The sequence below is a fragment of the Nevskia soli genome (assembly GCF_903970205.1).
Classification (GTDB): Bacteria; Acidobacteriota; Terriglobia; order Bryobacterales; family Bryobacteraceae; genus Bog-113.
Genome location: NZ_CAJCHS010000016.1, coordinates 1 through 14681, shown reverse-complemented (window position 1 = coordinate 14681; position 14681 = coordinate 1). Strand labels below are relative to the sequence as shown.

Annotated in this window: 13 protein-coding genes; 6 read left to right on the top strand and 7 right to left on the bottom strand. The window is 59.0% G+C overall.

Translation table 11 applies throughout. From position 1 onward, the window contains the following. Positions 1–672: pyridoxal-phosphate dependent enzyme (locus H1Y01_RS00850; protein ID WP_180538201.1), on the top strand; the 672-nt coding region annotated here is incomplete at its 5' end. Here the strand turns inward: H1Y01_RS00850 and H1Y01_RS00845 are convergent. Together H1Y01_RS00845 and H1Y01_RS00840 are read right to left on the bottom strand one after the other, a co-directional pair. Then, positions 605–1690 (bottom strand): AI-2E family transporter, encoded by a 1086-nt coding sequence (locus H1Y01_RS00845; protein ID WP_180538200.1) that lies wholly within the window; start codon positions 1688–1690, stop codon positions 605–607. The genes H1Y01_RS00850 and H1Y01_RS00845 overlap by 68 nt on opposite strands. Before the next feature lie 3 nt (positions 1691–1693). Beyond that, on the bottom strand, positions 1694–3079 hold the full coding sequence (locus H1Y01_RS00840) for a hemolysin family protein (RefSeq protein ID WP_180538199.1): 1386 nt from the start codon (positions 3077–3079) through the stop codon (positions 1694–1696). A 50-nt stretch (positions 3080–3129) separates the two neighbouring features. Between H1Y01_RS00840 and H1Y01_RS00835 the strand changes: the two genes are divergently transcribed. Then, positions 3130–5367: a penicillin acylase family protein gene (locus H1Y01_RS00835; RefSeq protein WP_180538198.1), complete on the top strand. Its 2238-nt coding sequence runs from the start codon at positions 3130–3132 to the stop codon at positions 5365–5367. Positions 5368–5391: 24 nt separating this feature from the next. Here H1Y01_RS00835 and H1Y01_RS00830 read toward each other — a convergent pair whose 3' ends face one another. From H1Y01_RS00830 to H1Y01_RS00815, 4 genes are read right to left on the bottom strand one after another with little or no spacing between them, the layout of a single operon-like run. Then, complete coding sequence (locus H1Y01_RS00830) at positions 5392–5769, bottom strand: type II toxin-antitoxin system VapC family toxin (protein WP_180538197.1); 378 nt, start codon at positions 5767–5769, stop codon at positions 5392–5394. Beyond that, the gene (locus H1Y01_RS00825) at positions 5766–6002 is read right to left on the bottom strand and encodes a type II toxin-antitoxin system Phd/YefM family antitoxin (protein WP_219341154.1); all 237 of its coding nucleotides are present in this window, start codon (positions 6000–6002) and stop codon (positions 5766–5768) included. The genes H1Y01_RS00830 and H1Y01_RS00825 overlap by 4 nt, the downstream gene beginning before the upstream one ends. A gap of 42 nt (positions 6003–6044) precedes the next feature. Then, positions 6045–7649, bottom strand: coding sequence for a DHA2 family efflux MFS transporter permease subunit (locus H1Y01_RS00820; RefSeq protein ID WP_180538196.1), 1605 nt, complete (start codon positions 7647–7649; stop codon positions 6045–6047). Positions 7650–7651: 2 nt separating this feature from the next. Next, the gene (locus tag H1Y01_RS00815) at positions 7652–9133 is read right to left on the bottom strand and encodes a TolC family protein (RefSeq protein WP_180538195.1); all 1482 of its coding nucleotides are present in this window, start codon (positions 9131–9133) and stop codon (positions 7652–7654) included. A gap of 248 nt (positions 9134–9381) precedes the next feature. On the opposite strand from H1Y01_RS00815, the gene rpiB reads away from it, so the two are divergent. The 4 genes from rpiB to zwf all read left to right on the top strand — a co-directional run bounded on the left by rpiB (position 9382) and on the right by zwf (position 14060). After that, on the top strand, positions 9382–9849 hold the full coding sequence (rpiB, locus tag H1Y01_RS00810) for a ribose 5-phosphate isomerase B (RefSeq protein ID WP_180538194.1): 468 nt from the start codon (positions 9382–9384) through the stop codon (positions 9847–9849). Positions 9850–9859: 10 nt separating this feature from the next. Then, the gene (locus H1Y01_RS00805; protein WP_180538193.1) at positions 9860–11509 is read left to right on the top strand and encodes a bifunctional transaldolase/phosoglucose isomerase; all 1650 of its coding nucleotides are present in this window, start codon (positions 9860–9862) and stop codon (positions 11507–11509) included. Between the two features lie 8 nt (positions 11510–11517). Further along, positions 11518–12516 carry a phosphogluconate dehydrogenase (NAD(+)-dependent, decarboxylating) gene (gene gnd, locus H1Y01_RS00800; RefSeq protein ID WP_301331906.1) on the top strand — a complete coding sequence of 333 codons (999 nt, stop codon included), beginning with the start codon at positions 11518–11520 and terminating at the stop codon, positions 12514–12516. 74 nt (positions 12517–12590) lie between these two features. After that, entirely contained in the window at positions 12591–14060 is a 1470-nt protein-coding gene (gene zwf / locus H1Y01_RS00795) for a glucose-6-phosphate dehydrogenase (RefSeq protein WP_180538202.1), read from the top strand. A gap of 205 nt (positions 14061–14265) precedes the next feature. Here zwf and H1Y01_RS00790 read toward each other — a convergent pair. Beyond that, positions 14266–14681 (bottom strand): amidase family protein (locus tag H1Y01_RS00790; RefSeq protein WP_257644399.1); only part of this gene is annotated, 416 nt, incomplete at its 5' end.

Sequence of the window (14681 nt, the reverse complement as noted above, 5' to 3'; positions counted from 1 at the left end):
TTCCGCATCGAAGGGCAGAAGACCATCATGACGGAGATGCTGGATGCGCGCGACTGGCGCGTGCCCGATTGGGTGGTGGTTCCGGGCGGGAATCTGGGCAACGTGTCGGCCTTCGGTAAGGCGTTGCGCGAGCTTCTTGGCATCGGGCTGATCGACCGGCTGCCGCGTCTGGCCGTGGTTCAAGCGCGCGGCGCGTCGCCGTTTTACGACTTCACCCACCACGGCGCCGGTAGGTTTGAGGCCGTGGCGCATCCGGAGACTCTCGCCACCGCCATCCGCATCGGCGATCCCGTCTCCTGGCCCAAAGCGCACTTCGAAGTGCAGTCCAGCAACGGCGTCGTGGAGCGTGTCACCGAGCAGGAGATTGCCGACGCGAAGGCGCTTATCGGGCAATGCGGCATCGGCTGCGAGCCGGCTTCCGCCGCGACGCTGGCCGGAATCCGCAAGCTCACGGAAGCGGGAACGATTGCGCGCGACGCGGATGTTGTCGCCATCCTTACCGGCAACGTTTTGAAGGACACCGACTTCATCTATCGCTATCACACGCGGCAGTTGACCGCGCCGGACGGCGACCGCATCGTCTCACGGTTCGCCAATGAGCCGGTTAAATTACCAAATGATCGCGACGCGATTCGGCGAGCGGTTGCGAAACCGGCGCGATTGACGATCTGAGACGCCGGTAGACGACGCGGATCAACGCGACCGCCGGCACCGAAAGAAACATTCCTGGAACGCCGCCCAGCTTCTCGCCGGCCAGTACACCGAGAATCACCAGCAGCGGATGCACCTCCACGCCGGAACTCATCAGCCTTGGACTTACCACATAGTCCTGGCAGAGACGATACAAACCAAGGAAGATAACGATCCCGAAAACGTGCCCGTATCCGGTGGCGATCGAAACCAGAATGATAATTACGGCGGCGATCAACGGGCCGATCATAGGAACGAACTCGAGCGGAAACGCAATCGCGGCGAGCAGAATTCCATACGGCACGCCCATGATGCTGAAGACGATGGCGAAAACGACAAAAGTGATCAGGCAAAGTAATCCCATCGCGCGGACATATTGACCCAGGAGGATATGCGTGTCGGCGATAATCCCGATCCACATTTGACGGCGCGAGCCATCCGGGAAAAGCGTAACGGTGTGGTTATATATCTCAGAGCCGTCTTTAAGTAAGAAGAAACTGATTACCGGGACCAGCACTAAGAACAGCAGGTAACTCGAGTAGGAAATTACCTTCAATCCGGCAGTAGGAAGATAGCTGACGATATCTCCCGAATGCGTCTGCAGAAAGGTCTGGATGTGCACGAGGACGTCGCCCCGGAGCATTTCCAGGTAATGCGGAAGGGGGACATTGAAGGTGGCGCCGGACAAGTGTCCAAAGAACTCAGGAGCTTTAGTCGCAAGTGATGTAGCTTCTTCCGCCACGCGCGTACCGAGTTCGATGCCGACAATTGCCAGAAAGCCTATGAGCAGCACATAAGTAATGGCGAGCCCCGGCGTGCGCGATTTTCCAGGCAAATGATGGTTCAACACGTTTACCAGCGGGGTCAGCATGTAGGCGAACAGGATCGCGATAATCAGGATGAAGATCGTCTCGCGGATCTGATAGAGAGCGCGGCACAGGAGCAGAATCAGTATCGCGGTCCAGGTCCAGCGGGCGGCATTGCGATCAAGTCCGAGCATGTGTTAGCTAGTTTTCTCCTCGATACTCTCTCGTAAGCCTGTCGACGTTACAACCGGCGAGATCTTCTGCATTCTGACGCCGGCAATTCGGTTCCGCTCCACGGATTCTACGGTGAATCGACGCCCTTCAAAATCCACAAACTCCCCGGGCTTCGGAATGTGACCCAATCGATAGAGCAGATATCCGGCCAGAGTTTCGAATCCGGCCTCCGAAGGCAGCGTCAGGCCATACTGCGACTCCAGCTCCCGGATCTTGGTCGCTCCATCGAGAACCAGTTCATCGGCTACTTCGACCGTAGCAGGTTCGCGCTGATCGTCGAACTCATCCTCGATCCCGCCCACGATCTGCTCCAGAACGTCCTCCAGCGTGAGCAGGCCGGAAACGGTACCAAACTCATCGACCACGATCGCCATGTGTGACTTTCCGGTGCGGAACTCTTCCAGGATCGCGGAAAGCGGCTTCGTCTCTGGGACAACCGGCGCCTTGCGCATCAACGGACGCACGCGGAACGGGCGCGGCGACCGGCCCTCGCGCAGAAAGCGCCGGCGCTCCTGCCAGACCGGAAGCAGGTCTTTGTAGAAGATCATTCCGACAATCAGTTCCGGCGTCCCTTCCCAAACCGGAAGGCGCGAGTGCTGTTCGCGAATCATGGTGCTGAGGACCTCGTCGAGCGAGGCGTCGATCGAGACCGATACGATGGCGTTGCGCCCCGTCATTACCTCGCGTGCCGAAAGATCTTCCAAATCCAGTACCCGGTTGATCATCTCTTCCTGAGCCTCGGGCAAATGACCGGCGCCGCGGCTGGATGCCACAATCAGCCGGATCTCGTCCGCCGAATGCCCGCCCGGATGATGCCTCGTTTGGATACCCATGGAGCGCGTCATCAACATCACCGTGCGCTCGATAATCGTGATAAACGGCGCGGCAATGCGGGAGAAAACCATCAAGGGCGGCGCGACGACAAGGGCCAGGCGGTCCGCCGTATTGATGGCGAGGTTCTTAGGGACGACTTCGCCCAGGGTGACGTGCAGATACGTCATCAGCAGGAAAGCCGCGGCGAAGCACACGCCGCGAATCAGCACCGATGTGCCCGGCGAGATCGCAGGGTGAACCAGATTTAGAATGATCGCGTAGAGCGTGTCTTCTCCCGCCCAGCCAAGGCCGAGACTCGCCAGCGTAACGCCGACTTGCGTGACGCCCAGCAGGCGGCTGGGGTTGGCGAGCAATTGCAGTGCGATGCGCGCGCCCACTTGTCCTTGTTCCGCCAGCTGGCGCAGACGCGAATCGCGCACGGAAAGCAGTGCGACTTCCGCGCCGGCGAAGAACGCGTTCACCGCGAGAATGCAGCCGAGAAGCAACAAGCGCAGGCCGAGGTGCGGGATGGGCATCAATATCGCTGACTCAATATTGCCAATAAGGAGGCGTCTACAATTCTAGGGTGCTCTCGCGGCGCATTCTGCGCGTCCTCAATTCGCTGCTGTTGATCGGTTTCGTTTTGCTGGCCGTCGGGGCCTGGTGGTTTTTCTGGCGTCCGCTTCCCCAGACCTCAGGCCACCTGACCGCGCCGGTCAGCGCGCGAGCCACGGTCGATTGGGATGGATTGGGCGTCCCTCACATCCACGCCGCGACGCAGGCCGATGCCTTTCTGATTCAAGGCTACGTGACGGCATCGGAACGGCTCTGGCAGATGGATACCTTGCGACGCGCCGCCGCGGGGGATCTGTGCGAGATTGTGGGACCGCAAGCCCTGGAGTTGGATGAAGACTCCCGGAGGTTGCGCATGCGCCGGATCGCGGAGTCGATTTACGGCGACTTATCCGCTCAGGATCGCGCCGATACGACCGCTTATGCGCGCGGCGTGAACTACTTCATAGAAACGCACCACCACCGGCTGCCGTTCGAATTCGCGGCGCTGGGTTACGATCCGAAGCCGTGGAGCGTGGTCGATACCATTCTGATCGGGCTCTATATGTTCCGCGACCTGACAACCTCGTGGCCGGAACATCTGGAAGAGGCCGACTTACTGGCCCACGGAGATCCCGCCAAGGTCGCGCTTCTATTCCCGTCGCGAGCCGGGACGGAAATTCAGCCGGGTTCCAACGCGTGGGTCGTTTCCGGCGCCCACACTTCGCACGGACATCCGCAGCTATCGAACGATATGCATCTGGCTTACTCCGTGCCCGGGATCTGGTTCATGACCGCGCTCGATGCGCCAGGGTTGAAGGTGATGGGCGTTTCGCTGCCGGGCGCGCCGGGCGTGATTGTAGGTCACAACCAGCGCATCGCCTGGGGTGTAACGAACTTACACTTCAACGTTCAGGACTTATACCGCGAAAAGCTGGACGACCGCACCGGCCAGTACGAATTCGAAGGACACATGGAACAGGCGCGCCTCGAGACCGATTTCATCCCGGTTAAGGGTCAGAAAACGGTCGAGTTGCGGCAGTGGGTGACGCGGCACGGTCCGGTGATCGTGAATGAGAAGGGCGAACATCTGGCCTTGCGATGGTCGGCCGCCGAAAAGGGCTCGTTTGCGCTCACGTTTAACGATATCGACCGGGCGAGCGATTGGACTTCCTTCAACGCGGCAGTCGCCAAGTTCCCAGGACCCGGACAGAACTTCGTCTATGCCGATGTGGACGGCAACATCGGGTATCACGCCAGCGGTAAGTTGCCGGTGCGGCGGGGATTTACAGGCGATGTTCCGCTGGACGGCGCATCCGGACAGTTTGAGTGGGATGGATGGATCCCCTACGAACAGTTGCCGCAATCTTTCAATCCGCCTTCGGGCATCATCGTCACCGCGAACCAGAATCCGTTTCCGAAGGATTACGCGTACACGGTCAGCGGCTCGTTCGCGTCGCCTTATCGTTCCGCACAGATCCGGGCGATGTTGCAAAGTAAGTCGAAACTCACGCCTCTCGATACTCTGGCCATAGAGAAAGACGTTTACTCGGCGTTTGAAGACCATCTGGCTCGTGAGTTAGTGGCGGCGTGGGATCGGAAGGGCAGCGGGGAAGGTGACTTGAAACAGGCGATCGACTTTCTGCGGCACTTCAACGGGCAGATCGATAAAGACTCAGCCGCGGCTCTGATCGCGGTGCGAACCGACTGGTATGTGCGCGAGGCGATCGCAGATAGCGCCGCTCCGGGCGACGCGCAGGAGTATATGGATTCGCCGCGCGCCCATTCGGTCTTACAGCTTTCTTATTCCGTGATGCAACACTTGCTCGACGAACGCCCGGCCGGATGGTTCGCCAGTTACGATCAGGTGCTGGTCGATAGTCTCCGCAGCGCGGTTCATGAGTTAGAGCGGACCCAGGGCCGCAACTTAGGTAAGTGGCGTTACGGAAACTATCTGCAATGGCGATTGACTCATCCGGTAGGAAGCCACTTACCGGGATTGGCGTCGTTATTCGACATCGGCCCCGTGCCGATGAGCGGCGGATCGACTTCGGTGAAACAAACGACCATGCGGATCGGACCCTCCGAGCGGTACAACGCCGTGGTCGGGGATTGGGATAAGAGCTTGTTGAATGTAGTTATGGGTCAGAGCGGGCACGTCGTGTCGAAGCATTACAAAGACGAGTGGGACGCTTACTATAACGGCCGTAGTTTCCCGATGCAGTTCGAGAAGGTCGATGTTAAGTCGGAGGTGGTGGTGAACCCGCAGTGAGTGGGGTCGCCGGACCGGCTCGGTTCACCAGATCGTCGGAACGCCGTATCTCGCAAGGCGCTCGTCGCGGGTCACGATGGAAATCCCTTCGGACAGCGATTGCGCGACGAGAATCCGATCGAACGGGTCTTTGTGGATTTGCGCCAGCGAGGACAACTCGATCACGTCAGCTACCCGAATCGCAAGCGTGGCGACCCCGTGACCCGTGATGTACTTCCTCCACCACGGGAGCGGATCGCCTATCAGACAGTTTTTCTTTCCCGACTTCAGGGACAACTCCCATAAACTCGCCACGCTGGCGACGATCTCCTCGTTCTTGAATGCGTCGAAGGCCGCGCGGCTCAGCAACTCGGGACTGTTGATTGCCCAGACCAGGGCGTGGGTGTCGGCAAGTACTCTCACTTACCGTCGATCCAGTCCTCCGCCTCATGATCGGTCATCGGCTGCCACCACGCATCGCCAGGAGGGACCAGCTGACTTCCACGTCCGGCGCCCAGTGGAAAGCTGGAACTGCGCGTCTGGATAAGGTCGGCAACGGGCTTCCCGTGCCTGGCGATAGTCACGGTTTCACCCTGCTCCACCATCTCAAGCAACCGCGAGAGTTGCGTTTTGGCATCGTGGACGTTTAGCTGCATGATTTGGGGTTAGTCCGATTTTCTAGCTAAGTCAACATTTCTTTAGTGCGCACCCACCGGACCCGCCCCCGGCCGATTCTTCTTCATCAGGAAAGCAAACGGTACCATCACCGCGCAAACGATGGCGAAAAACCAGATCGTGTCGATGTAGGCGAGCACATTCGCCTGCTGCTGCACGATTCCAAACATCTGGCCGTAAGCCTGCTGCATGGCATCGGCGGGGCTGGTTCCCCGCCCCACCAGCGTAGAAACCAGACCCTGCACCGTACTGCGGAACTGCCCGCTGTAGTTGCTGAAATTGCCGATCAGCCGATCCTGATGGAATTGGGACCGCTGGGCGAGCAGCGTCTCCACAAGCGAGATACCGACACTGCCCCCGATATTGCGGAACAGGTTCGTCATCCCCGAGACCTGGTTATTCTTCTCGCGCGGGATGCCGACATAAGACATTGTGTTGATCGGAACGAACAGGAACGCGAGTCCGACCGAATAGACGGCGCGATAACGCACCGCGACTCCAAAACTCATGTTCAGATTCAGCCCGGTCATGTAGAAGAGCCCGGTGGCACTGGCGGCAAACCCAAACGCGATCAAATAGCGTGCATCCAACTTCCCGACGGCGATACCGACCACCGGCATAAGCAAAAGCACGACCACCCCGCCCGGCGACAGCACCATACCGGCGGTCGAGGCAGAGTAACCCATCAGCGTTTGCAGCAGCTGCGGAATTAGCACGGTGCTTCCGTAGAGGGCCAGACCGAGCATGAACATCATGAAGCTCGCGATGGCGAACGTGCGGTTCTTGAAGAAAAGCCGGACGTCCACGATGGGTTCAGGCTCGAAATACTCCCAGATAACGGCTCCCACGATGCCGATTACCGCCAGCGTCGCGAAGGTGACGATGAAATGAGAACCGAACCAGTCATCGCGCTGGCCCTTGTCCAGAACGACTTGCAGGGAACCGAGCCCGACAGCGATGAAGCCGAGCCCCATGAAATCAACGCGGCGCTTCACGCCTTTCGTTTTCTCGACCTTGAGCCAGGGAGGATCTTCGACCAGCCGGTGAGTCAGGAAAAGCGAAACGATCGCGACCGGAATGTTGATGAAGAAGATCCACCGCCAGTTGAAGTTGTCGGTGATAAAGCCGCCGAGCGTCGGTCCGATTGCGGGCGCAAGAACGACGGCGAATCCGTAGAGCGCGAAAGCCATCCCGCGCTGCCGAGGCGGGAAGGTATCGGCCAGGATCGCTTGTTCACTGGGCGCGAGTCCGCCGCCGCCGATCCCCTGCAGCACGCGAAAGAACACGAGCAGCCCGAGCGATGGCGCAAGGCCGCACAGAAACGAACTGATTCCGAACAGCGCGACGCAGGTCATGTAGAAACGCTTGCGTCCGAAGACGGTGGCCAGCCAGCCGCTGATCGGCAGCACGATGGCGTTGGAGACCAGATACGACGTCAGCACCCAGGTGCTCTCGTCCTGTCCGGCGGAGAGGTTCCCGGCGATGTGGGGCAGCGCGACGTTGGCGATGGAGGTATCGAGCACCTCCATGAACGTCGCCATCGTTACCGTGATCGCGATGAGCCACTTATTGTGGTTCGGACGCCATTGGGCCTGCTCCTGCGCCGGACTGGTTGCAGCGCTGGCCATGGCTAATGGACGGTGAAGCGCGCCAGGTTCTGTTCCGCCAAACCGAGCGCGCGCGCCAACGCGATTTTGGCGAGATTGTGCTGATAGGTGGCGCTGATGAGATTGACATCCGCGGTCACGACGGATTGCTGGGCTTGCACCACCTCGACGTTGTCCGTTACCCCGGCCGTGAAACGATCGCGGGATTGCGCCAGCGTTTCGTGCGCGAGCTGCTGGTTGCGCTGGGCAACCGCAACCTGATCCGCGGCCGATTGCAGATCGAGCAGCGCGGTGCGAACCTGCTGATCGATCTGCCCCCGCAGGTCCCCGAGATCATTTTTCCGTTGCCGCAACGTCGAATCCGCTTGTTCGATGTCCGAGCGGATGCGGCCGCCGTCAAAAATTGTGAAGTTCAACGCGCCGGTGACGTTCCACACGTTGTGTGAGGAGCCGACGTTCACACCGGCGTCGCCGAAATTGCCGGTTAAATCGACGGTTGGATAATATTCCGCAACGGAAGCGCTGCGGGCGATTTCGGCGGCGCGAACCTGTTCTTCGGCGGCTTTAAAATCCGCCCGATTCGCGTAGGCCTGGCGCAGCGCATCCTCGGTAGTGATTCCGTTCAAGGGAGAGAACGGCATGCGATCCGTGGTGTTGAAACGCTGTCCCGGCGGCAACCCGATCACGCGGCCTAACACGAGCTTGTCCTTCTCGTATTGATTCTTCGATGCGAGCAACGTTTGCTGATCGGTGCGCAACTGCACCTCGGCGCGAAGCTGGTCGATCGCGGGCGCCACTCCGGCCGCGTGTTGATCCACCGCGCGATTGAATAGAACCTGCGAGGTGTCAACTTGTGCCTGGGCGGCGTCCACCCGTGCCATATCGGAAATGATCAGCAGGTACGCGTTGCCGACGGCTTCAACCACCAGGTCGCGGCTATCCTGCACACTGAGCTGCGCGGCATGCACGCTGACATCGGCCGACTTCAGGTTGCGCAATTTTTGGAAGTTCACAACTGATTGGCTAAGATTCGCGCGCGTATCGACGGAGCCGAACGTGACGATCTCGGGAATGCTAAAGCCCAGCCCCGGCGGAAGCGTGAAATGGAACCCTTCGGCCGCCAGGTTTACACGGTTGTAACTTTGCGTGTAGTCACCGGTGAGATTCGGCAGCAGGCCGGCCAGGACCCGTTTGCGTTGCGCGCTTACGTTGCTCACGCTCTCCGATGTGGTCAGAATCCCGAGGTTGGTCTTGAGCCCGCGCTGAATCGCATCGGTTAACGACAAATCGATCGGCGTCGCAGTCGCCTGCCCCGCAGCGACGCTGCCCTGATAGTTTCCGCCCATGGAACTCACGGGACCATTCGCCGACGGCGGCGGACTCGATGGCGCCTGCGGAGTCGCTGGAGCGCCCAGTTGAGCAGACAGCGGAATGGCGCCGGCAGCGGCAATAACGAGCAACGTCGGTGTGAGGGATATCCTTCCCAAATATGATCTCTTTCGCACGAATCGGGTTCTCGTTGGCTTTATTTTCAGATGCGGTTAGAAAGGTAAAGTTGCAGGCAGCGCCGGCGCTTCGGCTTTCAATCTCCCAAGTGTAACGGCTATCCCGGTTGCGGCATTCCGGAACGATTGTGATGGGGTTACCGGAATAGAACACAATAAGATGGTTGTAACCCCGGCGGCGTGCGGATACTCAATGAGACAACGAATCGTCGCGGACAAACCTGGGGGCAAAACCTGAGGACAAACCTGTGAAGGTAGTGATCGGCTCGGACCATGCGGGTTTTGAGTTAAAAATGGTTGTCCGCGAGTACTTGCGCGGGCTCGGTTTCGACGTGATGGATGTAGGAACGGATTCGACAGCGCCGGTGGACTATCCGGATTTCGCGCTGCGCGTAGGCAAGGCAGTGCGTGACGGCGTGGCCGAGCGCGGCGTTTTGATCTGCGGAAGCGGGATCGGAGCGTCGGTGGCGGCAAACAAGATCGACGGCATTCGGGCGGGGCTCGCGCATGATCATTATTCCGCGCACCAGGGCGTCGAGCATGATGATATGAACGTGATCGTGTTCGGCTCGCGCGTGATTGGACTGGAGACGGCAAAGGAACTGGCGCATGCTTTCCTCGATGCGCAATTTACGCGTGAAGAACGTCATGTGCGGCGCCTCGCGGAAGTGAAGAGGATCGAAGAAACGCACGGACTGTCAGACGGAAAGAGATAGGACTAAATCAATGGCGGCATCGACGTTGCAGGAGCCGGCGCAGTTTGCACGCAGAATCTGGGGGCATGACGCAAGCCTGTGGACAGGCGCGGATGAAGCGCAGTGGCTGGGATGGCTGGATATTGTCGAACAGCAACTCGCGCGCGTGGACGAATTTGAAGCGCTCGCACAAGAGGTAAAGAAGCGGGGATTCAAGAATGCGCTGCTACTCGGAATGGGAGGTTCGAGTCTTTGTCCGGAAGTCATGAAGCTGACCTTCGGGAAGGTCGGCGGATACCCGGAGTTGTTCGTGCTCGATTCGACGGACCCGAAGCAGATTTTGGATACGCAGAAAAAGATCGACATACCCAATACGGTCTTTATCGTTTCCAGTAAGTCCGGCAGTACTCTTGAGCCGAATATCTATAAGCAGTATTTCTATCAACTGGCCGGAAACAATGGGTCGCAGTTTATCGCGATTACAGATCCCGGATCGAAGATGGAACAGGTCGCTAAAGACGACAAGTTCTGGAAGATCTTTTATGGCGTGAAGAGTATCGGGGGCCGCTACTCCGCTCTATCCGACTTCGGGATGATTCCGGCTGCGGTAATGGGCTTGGATGTACGCCGTTTTCTCGAAAGCGCTAAGAAGATGGTGGAGTTGTGTAAGTTGCCGGAGCTTTCCGATAACCCTGGGGTTTCGTTGGGACTCACGCTCGGCGAACACGCGCGCAATGGTCGGGAGAAGGTCACTCTGATTGCTTCTCCGCCGATTGCGGATCTCGGGGCGTGGCTCGAGCAACTCATCGCGGAGTCGACCGGGAAGAACGGCCGCGGTTTGATACCCGTCGATCGGGAACCGCTCGGTTCTCCTAGTGTTTACGGGCAGGATCGCATCTTCGCGTATGAGCGCTACCTTCCCGCTGCCGCCGCCGCTGAAGACAGTGCCCTCAAGAACCTGGAACACGCCGGACATACCGTCGTTCACCTGAATGTCCACGATATTTACGACCTGGGCCAGGAGTTTTTCCGTTGGGAGATTGCGATTGCGGTTGCCGGTTCGATCATCGGTATCGATCCTTTCGATCAACCGGATGTCGAAGCGAGTAAGATCGCGACCCGCAAGCTAACTTCAGAGTACGAAGAGAAAGGATCGCTGCCCGCCGAGCAGCCGATCTTTGAGCAGGATGGGATCAAACTCTTTACTAATGAAACTAACGCCAACGAACTCGGAGAGCATCACAGTCTGACCACTTACCTAAGTCATCATCTGGGCCGTTTGTCACCGGGCGATTACTTCGCGCTGCTGGCTTACATCGAGATGAACGGGGAGCACGAAAAAGCGCTGCAACAAATGCGGCGCGCAATCCGGGACCGGTATCGGGTGGCGACCTGCCTCGGTTTTGGCCCCCGCTTTCTGCATTCCACCGGGCAGGCGTATAAGGGCGGCCCGAACTCCGGAGTATTCTTACAACTTACTTGCGACGACTCAGTGGAGTTGCAGGTGCCGGGTCAGAAATATACGTTCAGCGTAGTGAAAGCGGCGCAGGCGCGCGGCGATTTCGAAGTTCTCGCTGAGCGCAAGCGGCGGGCGTTGCGCGTACACCTTCCCGCTGATTTGAAGCACGGTCTTGAAGTGCTGGGGAGCGCGATTGACCAGGCGCTTAAGATAACTCCGTAACGGAACCAATAAGACATAGGAGAAGCATGCAATTAGGAATGATCGGTCTGGGCCGTATGGGCTCGAATATGGTGAGGCGGTTGATGAAAGCCGGCCACCAGTGCGCGGTTTATGACTTGAGCGATGCTCCCGTAAAGCAACTCGTCGGCCAGGGCGCGCTCGGCGGAGCATCCGTCGATGATTTCAAGAAGCTGTTGCAGGCGCCGCGAGCGGTTTGGGTCATGGTGCCTTCAGGCGATGCAACTGAGACTATGGTCCGCAAACTGATCGATACTCTCGAGAAGGGCGACACGATCATCGATGGCGGTAACTCGTTCTATAAGGACGATGTGCGGCGTTCGAAGCTTGCGGCCGAGAAAGGTATCGACTATGTCGACGCCGGAACGAGCGGTGGAGTTTGGGGTTTCGAGCGCGGCTATTGCCTGATGATCGGCGGCCCGAAGGACACGGTGCAGCGGCTCGACCCGATCTTCAACGCCCTGGCGCCGGGGGAGAGCGGCATTGCTCCATCGCCGGGTCGCGATGGTAAGTCGACGGCGGACAGAGGGTACCTGCACTGCGGACCGAGCGGCGCGGGACACTTTGCCAAGATGGTTCACAACGGAATCGAATACGGCCTGATGCAGGCTTACGCCGAGGGTTTCGACATTCTAAAGAACAAGAACTCGGATAAGCTCGATCCCGATCTTCGGTACGACATCAACTTAGCCGATTTGGCTGAGACGTGGCGGCGAGGCAGCGTCATTGGATCGTGGCTGCTGGATCTAACGGCGATGGCGCTGGTGGAAGATCCGGAGTTGAAGGGATACACCGGATGGGTTGAAGATTCCGGTGAAGGACGCTGGACGATCGAGGCTGCGATCGAAGAAGCGGTACCGGCCGAAGTTCTGGCCGCATCGCTATTTGCGCGCTTCCGCTCGCGGCAGGAGCATACTTACGCGGAGAAGATGCTCTCCGCAATGCGTAAAGGGTTCGGCGGGCACGTCGAGCACATCCCCAAGACTTAGGAGCCCGAGTGTCTTCAAAACCAGCCCAGCCAGTAAGTCCCGACGAGCATGGACGTCCGGCCGACCCATGCCTGATGGTCATCTTCGGCGCGTCGGGAGACTTGACTACCCGTAAGCTACTTCCCGCGCTCTATAACTTGCGGCGGAGTAAGCTGCTGCCCGAGGATTTCGCTATTCTCGGCGTGGCCGTCGACCAGATGTCGGAAGACGACTTCCGCAACAAAGTTCGCCACGATATCCGCGAGTACGCCGGCGCTCCTCAGGACTGCACGCAGTGTGACTGGCTGGCGGAGCGCGTTTATTACATGACCGGCGATTTCCGCGACAACGCGACTTACACTCACCTGAAGGATCTCCTGGCCGAACTGGACCAGAAACACTCGACGAAGGGCAACTATCTTTACTATCTGGCTACGGCCCCGGCGTTTTTCGGCGAGATCCCTTCGCGGCTCGGCGCCAACGGGCTTACCAGCGAAGCGGACGGGCACTGGCGAAGAGTCGTTATCGAGAAGCCGTTTGGCAGCGATCTCGATTCCGCGCGGGCTTTGAACCGGGATCTCGGGAAGTCGCTGACGGAGAAACAGATTTACCGCATCGATCATTACCTGGGTAAAGAAACCGTCCAGAATATCTTGGTATTTCGTTTCTCCAACGGGATTTTCGAGCCGGTCTGGAATCGGCGTTATATCGATCATGTGGAGGTTACTGTCGCCGAGGAATTGGGCGTGGAGCGCCGGGGCGGCTATTACGACCATGCGGGCGCGTTGCGCGATATGATCCCGAATCACATCCTGCAACTCGTCACGCTAACCGCGATGGAACCTCCGATTTCGTTTCAAGCCGACGCGGTGCGCGACGAACAATCGAAGATCCTGCACGCCATCCAAATCATGCCGCCGGAAGAAGTCTTGACCCGGGCGGTTCGCGGGCAATATGGACCGGGGACGATCGACGGCAAGCCGGAGCCCGGGTATCGCGAAGAGCCGCTGGTAAACCCGCAGTCGAACACGGAGACTTTCGTTGCTCTGAAGCTATCGATCGATAACTGGCGGTGGGCGGATGTCCCGTTCTACGTCCGCACGGGGAAGCGCATGGCGAAGCGCGTTACCGAGATCGCGATTCAGTTCCGGCGAGCGCCGTTTGTGCTGTTCCGCGATACTCCAGTCGAGCGGCTGATGCCCAACCTGCTCGTGCTCCACATCCAGCCCGACGAAGGAATTTCCCTGCGCTTCGGCGCGAAGATTCCGGGTCCGATCGTCCGTGTAGGTTCAGTCAATATGGACTTCGAATATGTGGATTACTTCGGCAGCCAACCGAGCACGGGTTACGAGCGCCTGCTCTACGACTGCATGGTCGGCGACGCGACCTTGTTCCAAAGGGCGGACATGGTGGAAGCCGGGTGGAGCGTCGTTGGGCCGGTTCAAGATGTTTGGAGAGCGCTTCCGGCGAGGAGTTTTCCGAACTACGACTCCGGATCGTGGGGGCCGAAGGAGGCGGACGATCTGATGAAGCGGGATGGGCGGGCCTGGCGCAAGATTGACTAGCCGCGGACGAATAGGGAGCCCGATCCCCCTGACCGGCTCCCTCCCCCTTGTCGTTCCTTGAGTCACGTGAGGCAATATGATCTCCAAAGTTAAGGCTAATTGAATCATACGGATACAAGCCACCCGGCATAAGAAAATGCCGAAACTGAGAGATTTCCAAGCTTTGCTTTTCCAATAGTAGTAGAAAAGGATTAAAGAGGCTGTATTACAAGTGCAATTCGCGCTCGGTTGCGCACGCGATTTCCAGGAGGCGTCTTTCTTCAAACCCGGGAGCGGAGAGCTGGAGTCCAATCGGGAAGCGGTCCGAGGTGAAGCCACATGGGATCGAGATCGCCGGGATGCCTAGGACATTGAAGCAGCGCGTGAACCGGGTGGCGGCCGCGCGGGTGTCTTCGATTTCGCCGTGGATCGAGATGACGGGGGTCGCGAGCGGGGGCGCCGCGGTCGGCGTTGCCGGCGTTAGCAGAACGTCGATGCCCGTCCAGAGGCGCGCGAATTCGGCTTGCATTCTGCGGCGCAGGCGCTGCGCGTTGATATAGGCTGTCGCTGGAAGCAGGGCGCCTTGCTCCAGCAGAAGGCGCACATCTTCACCGAAAACTTCAGGCCGATTCGCCAGATCGC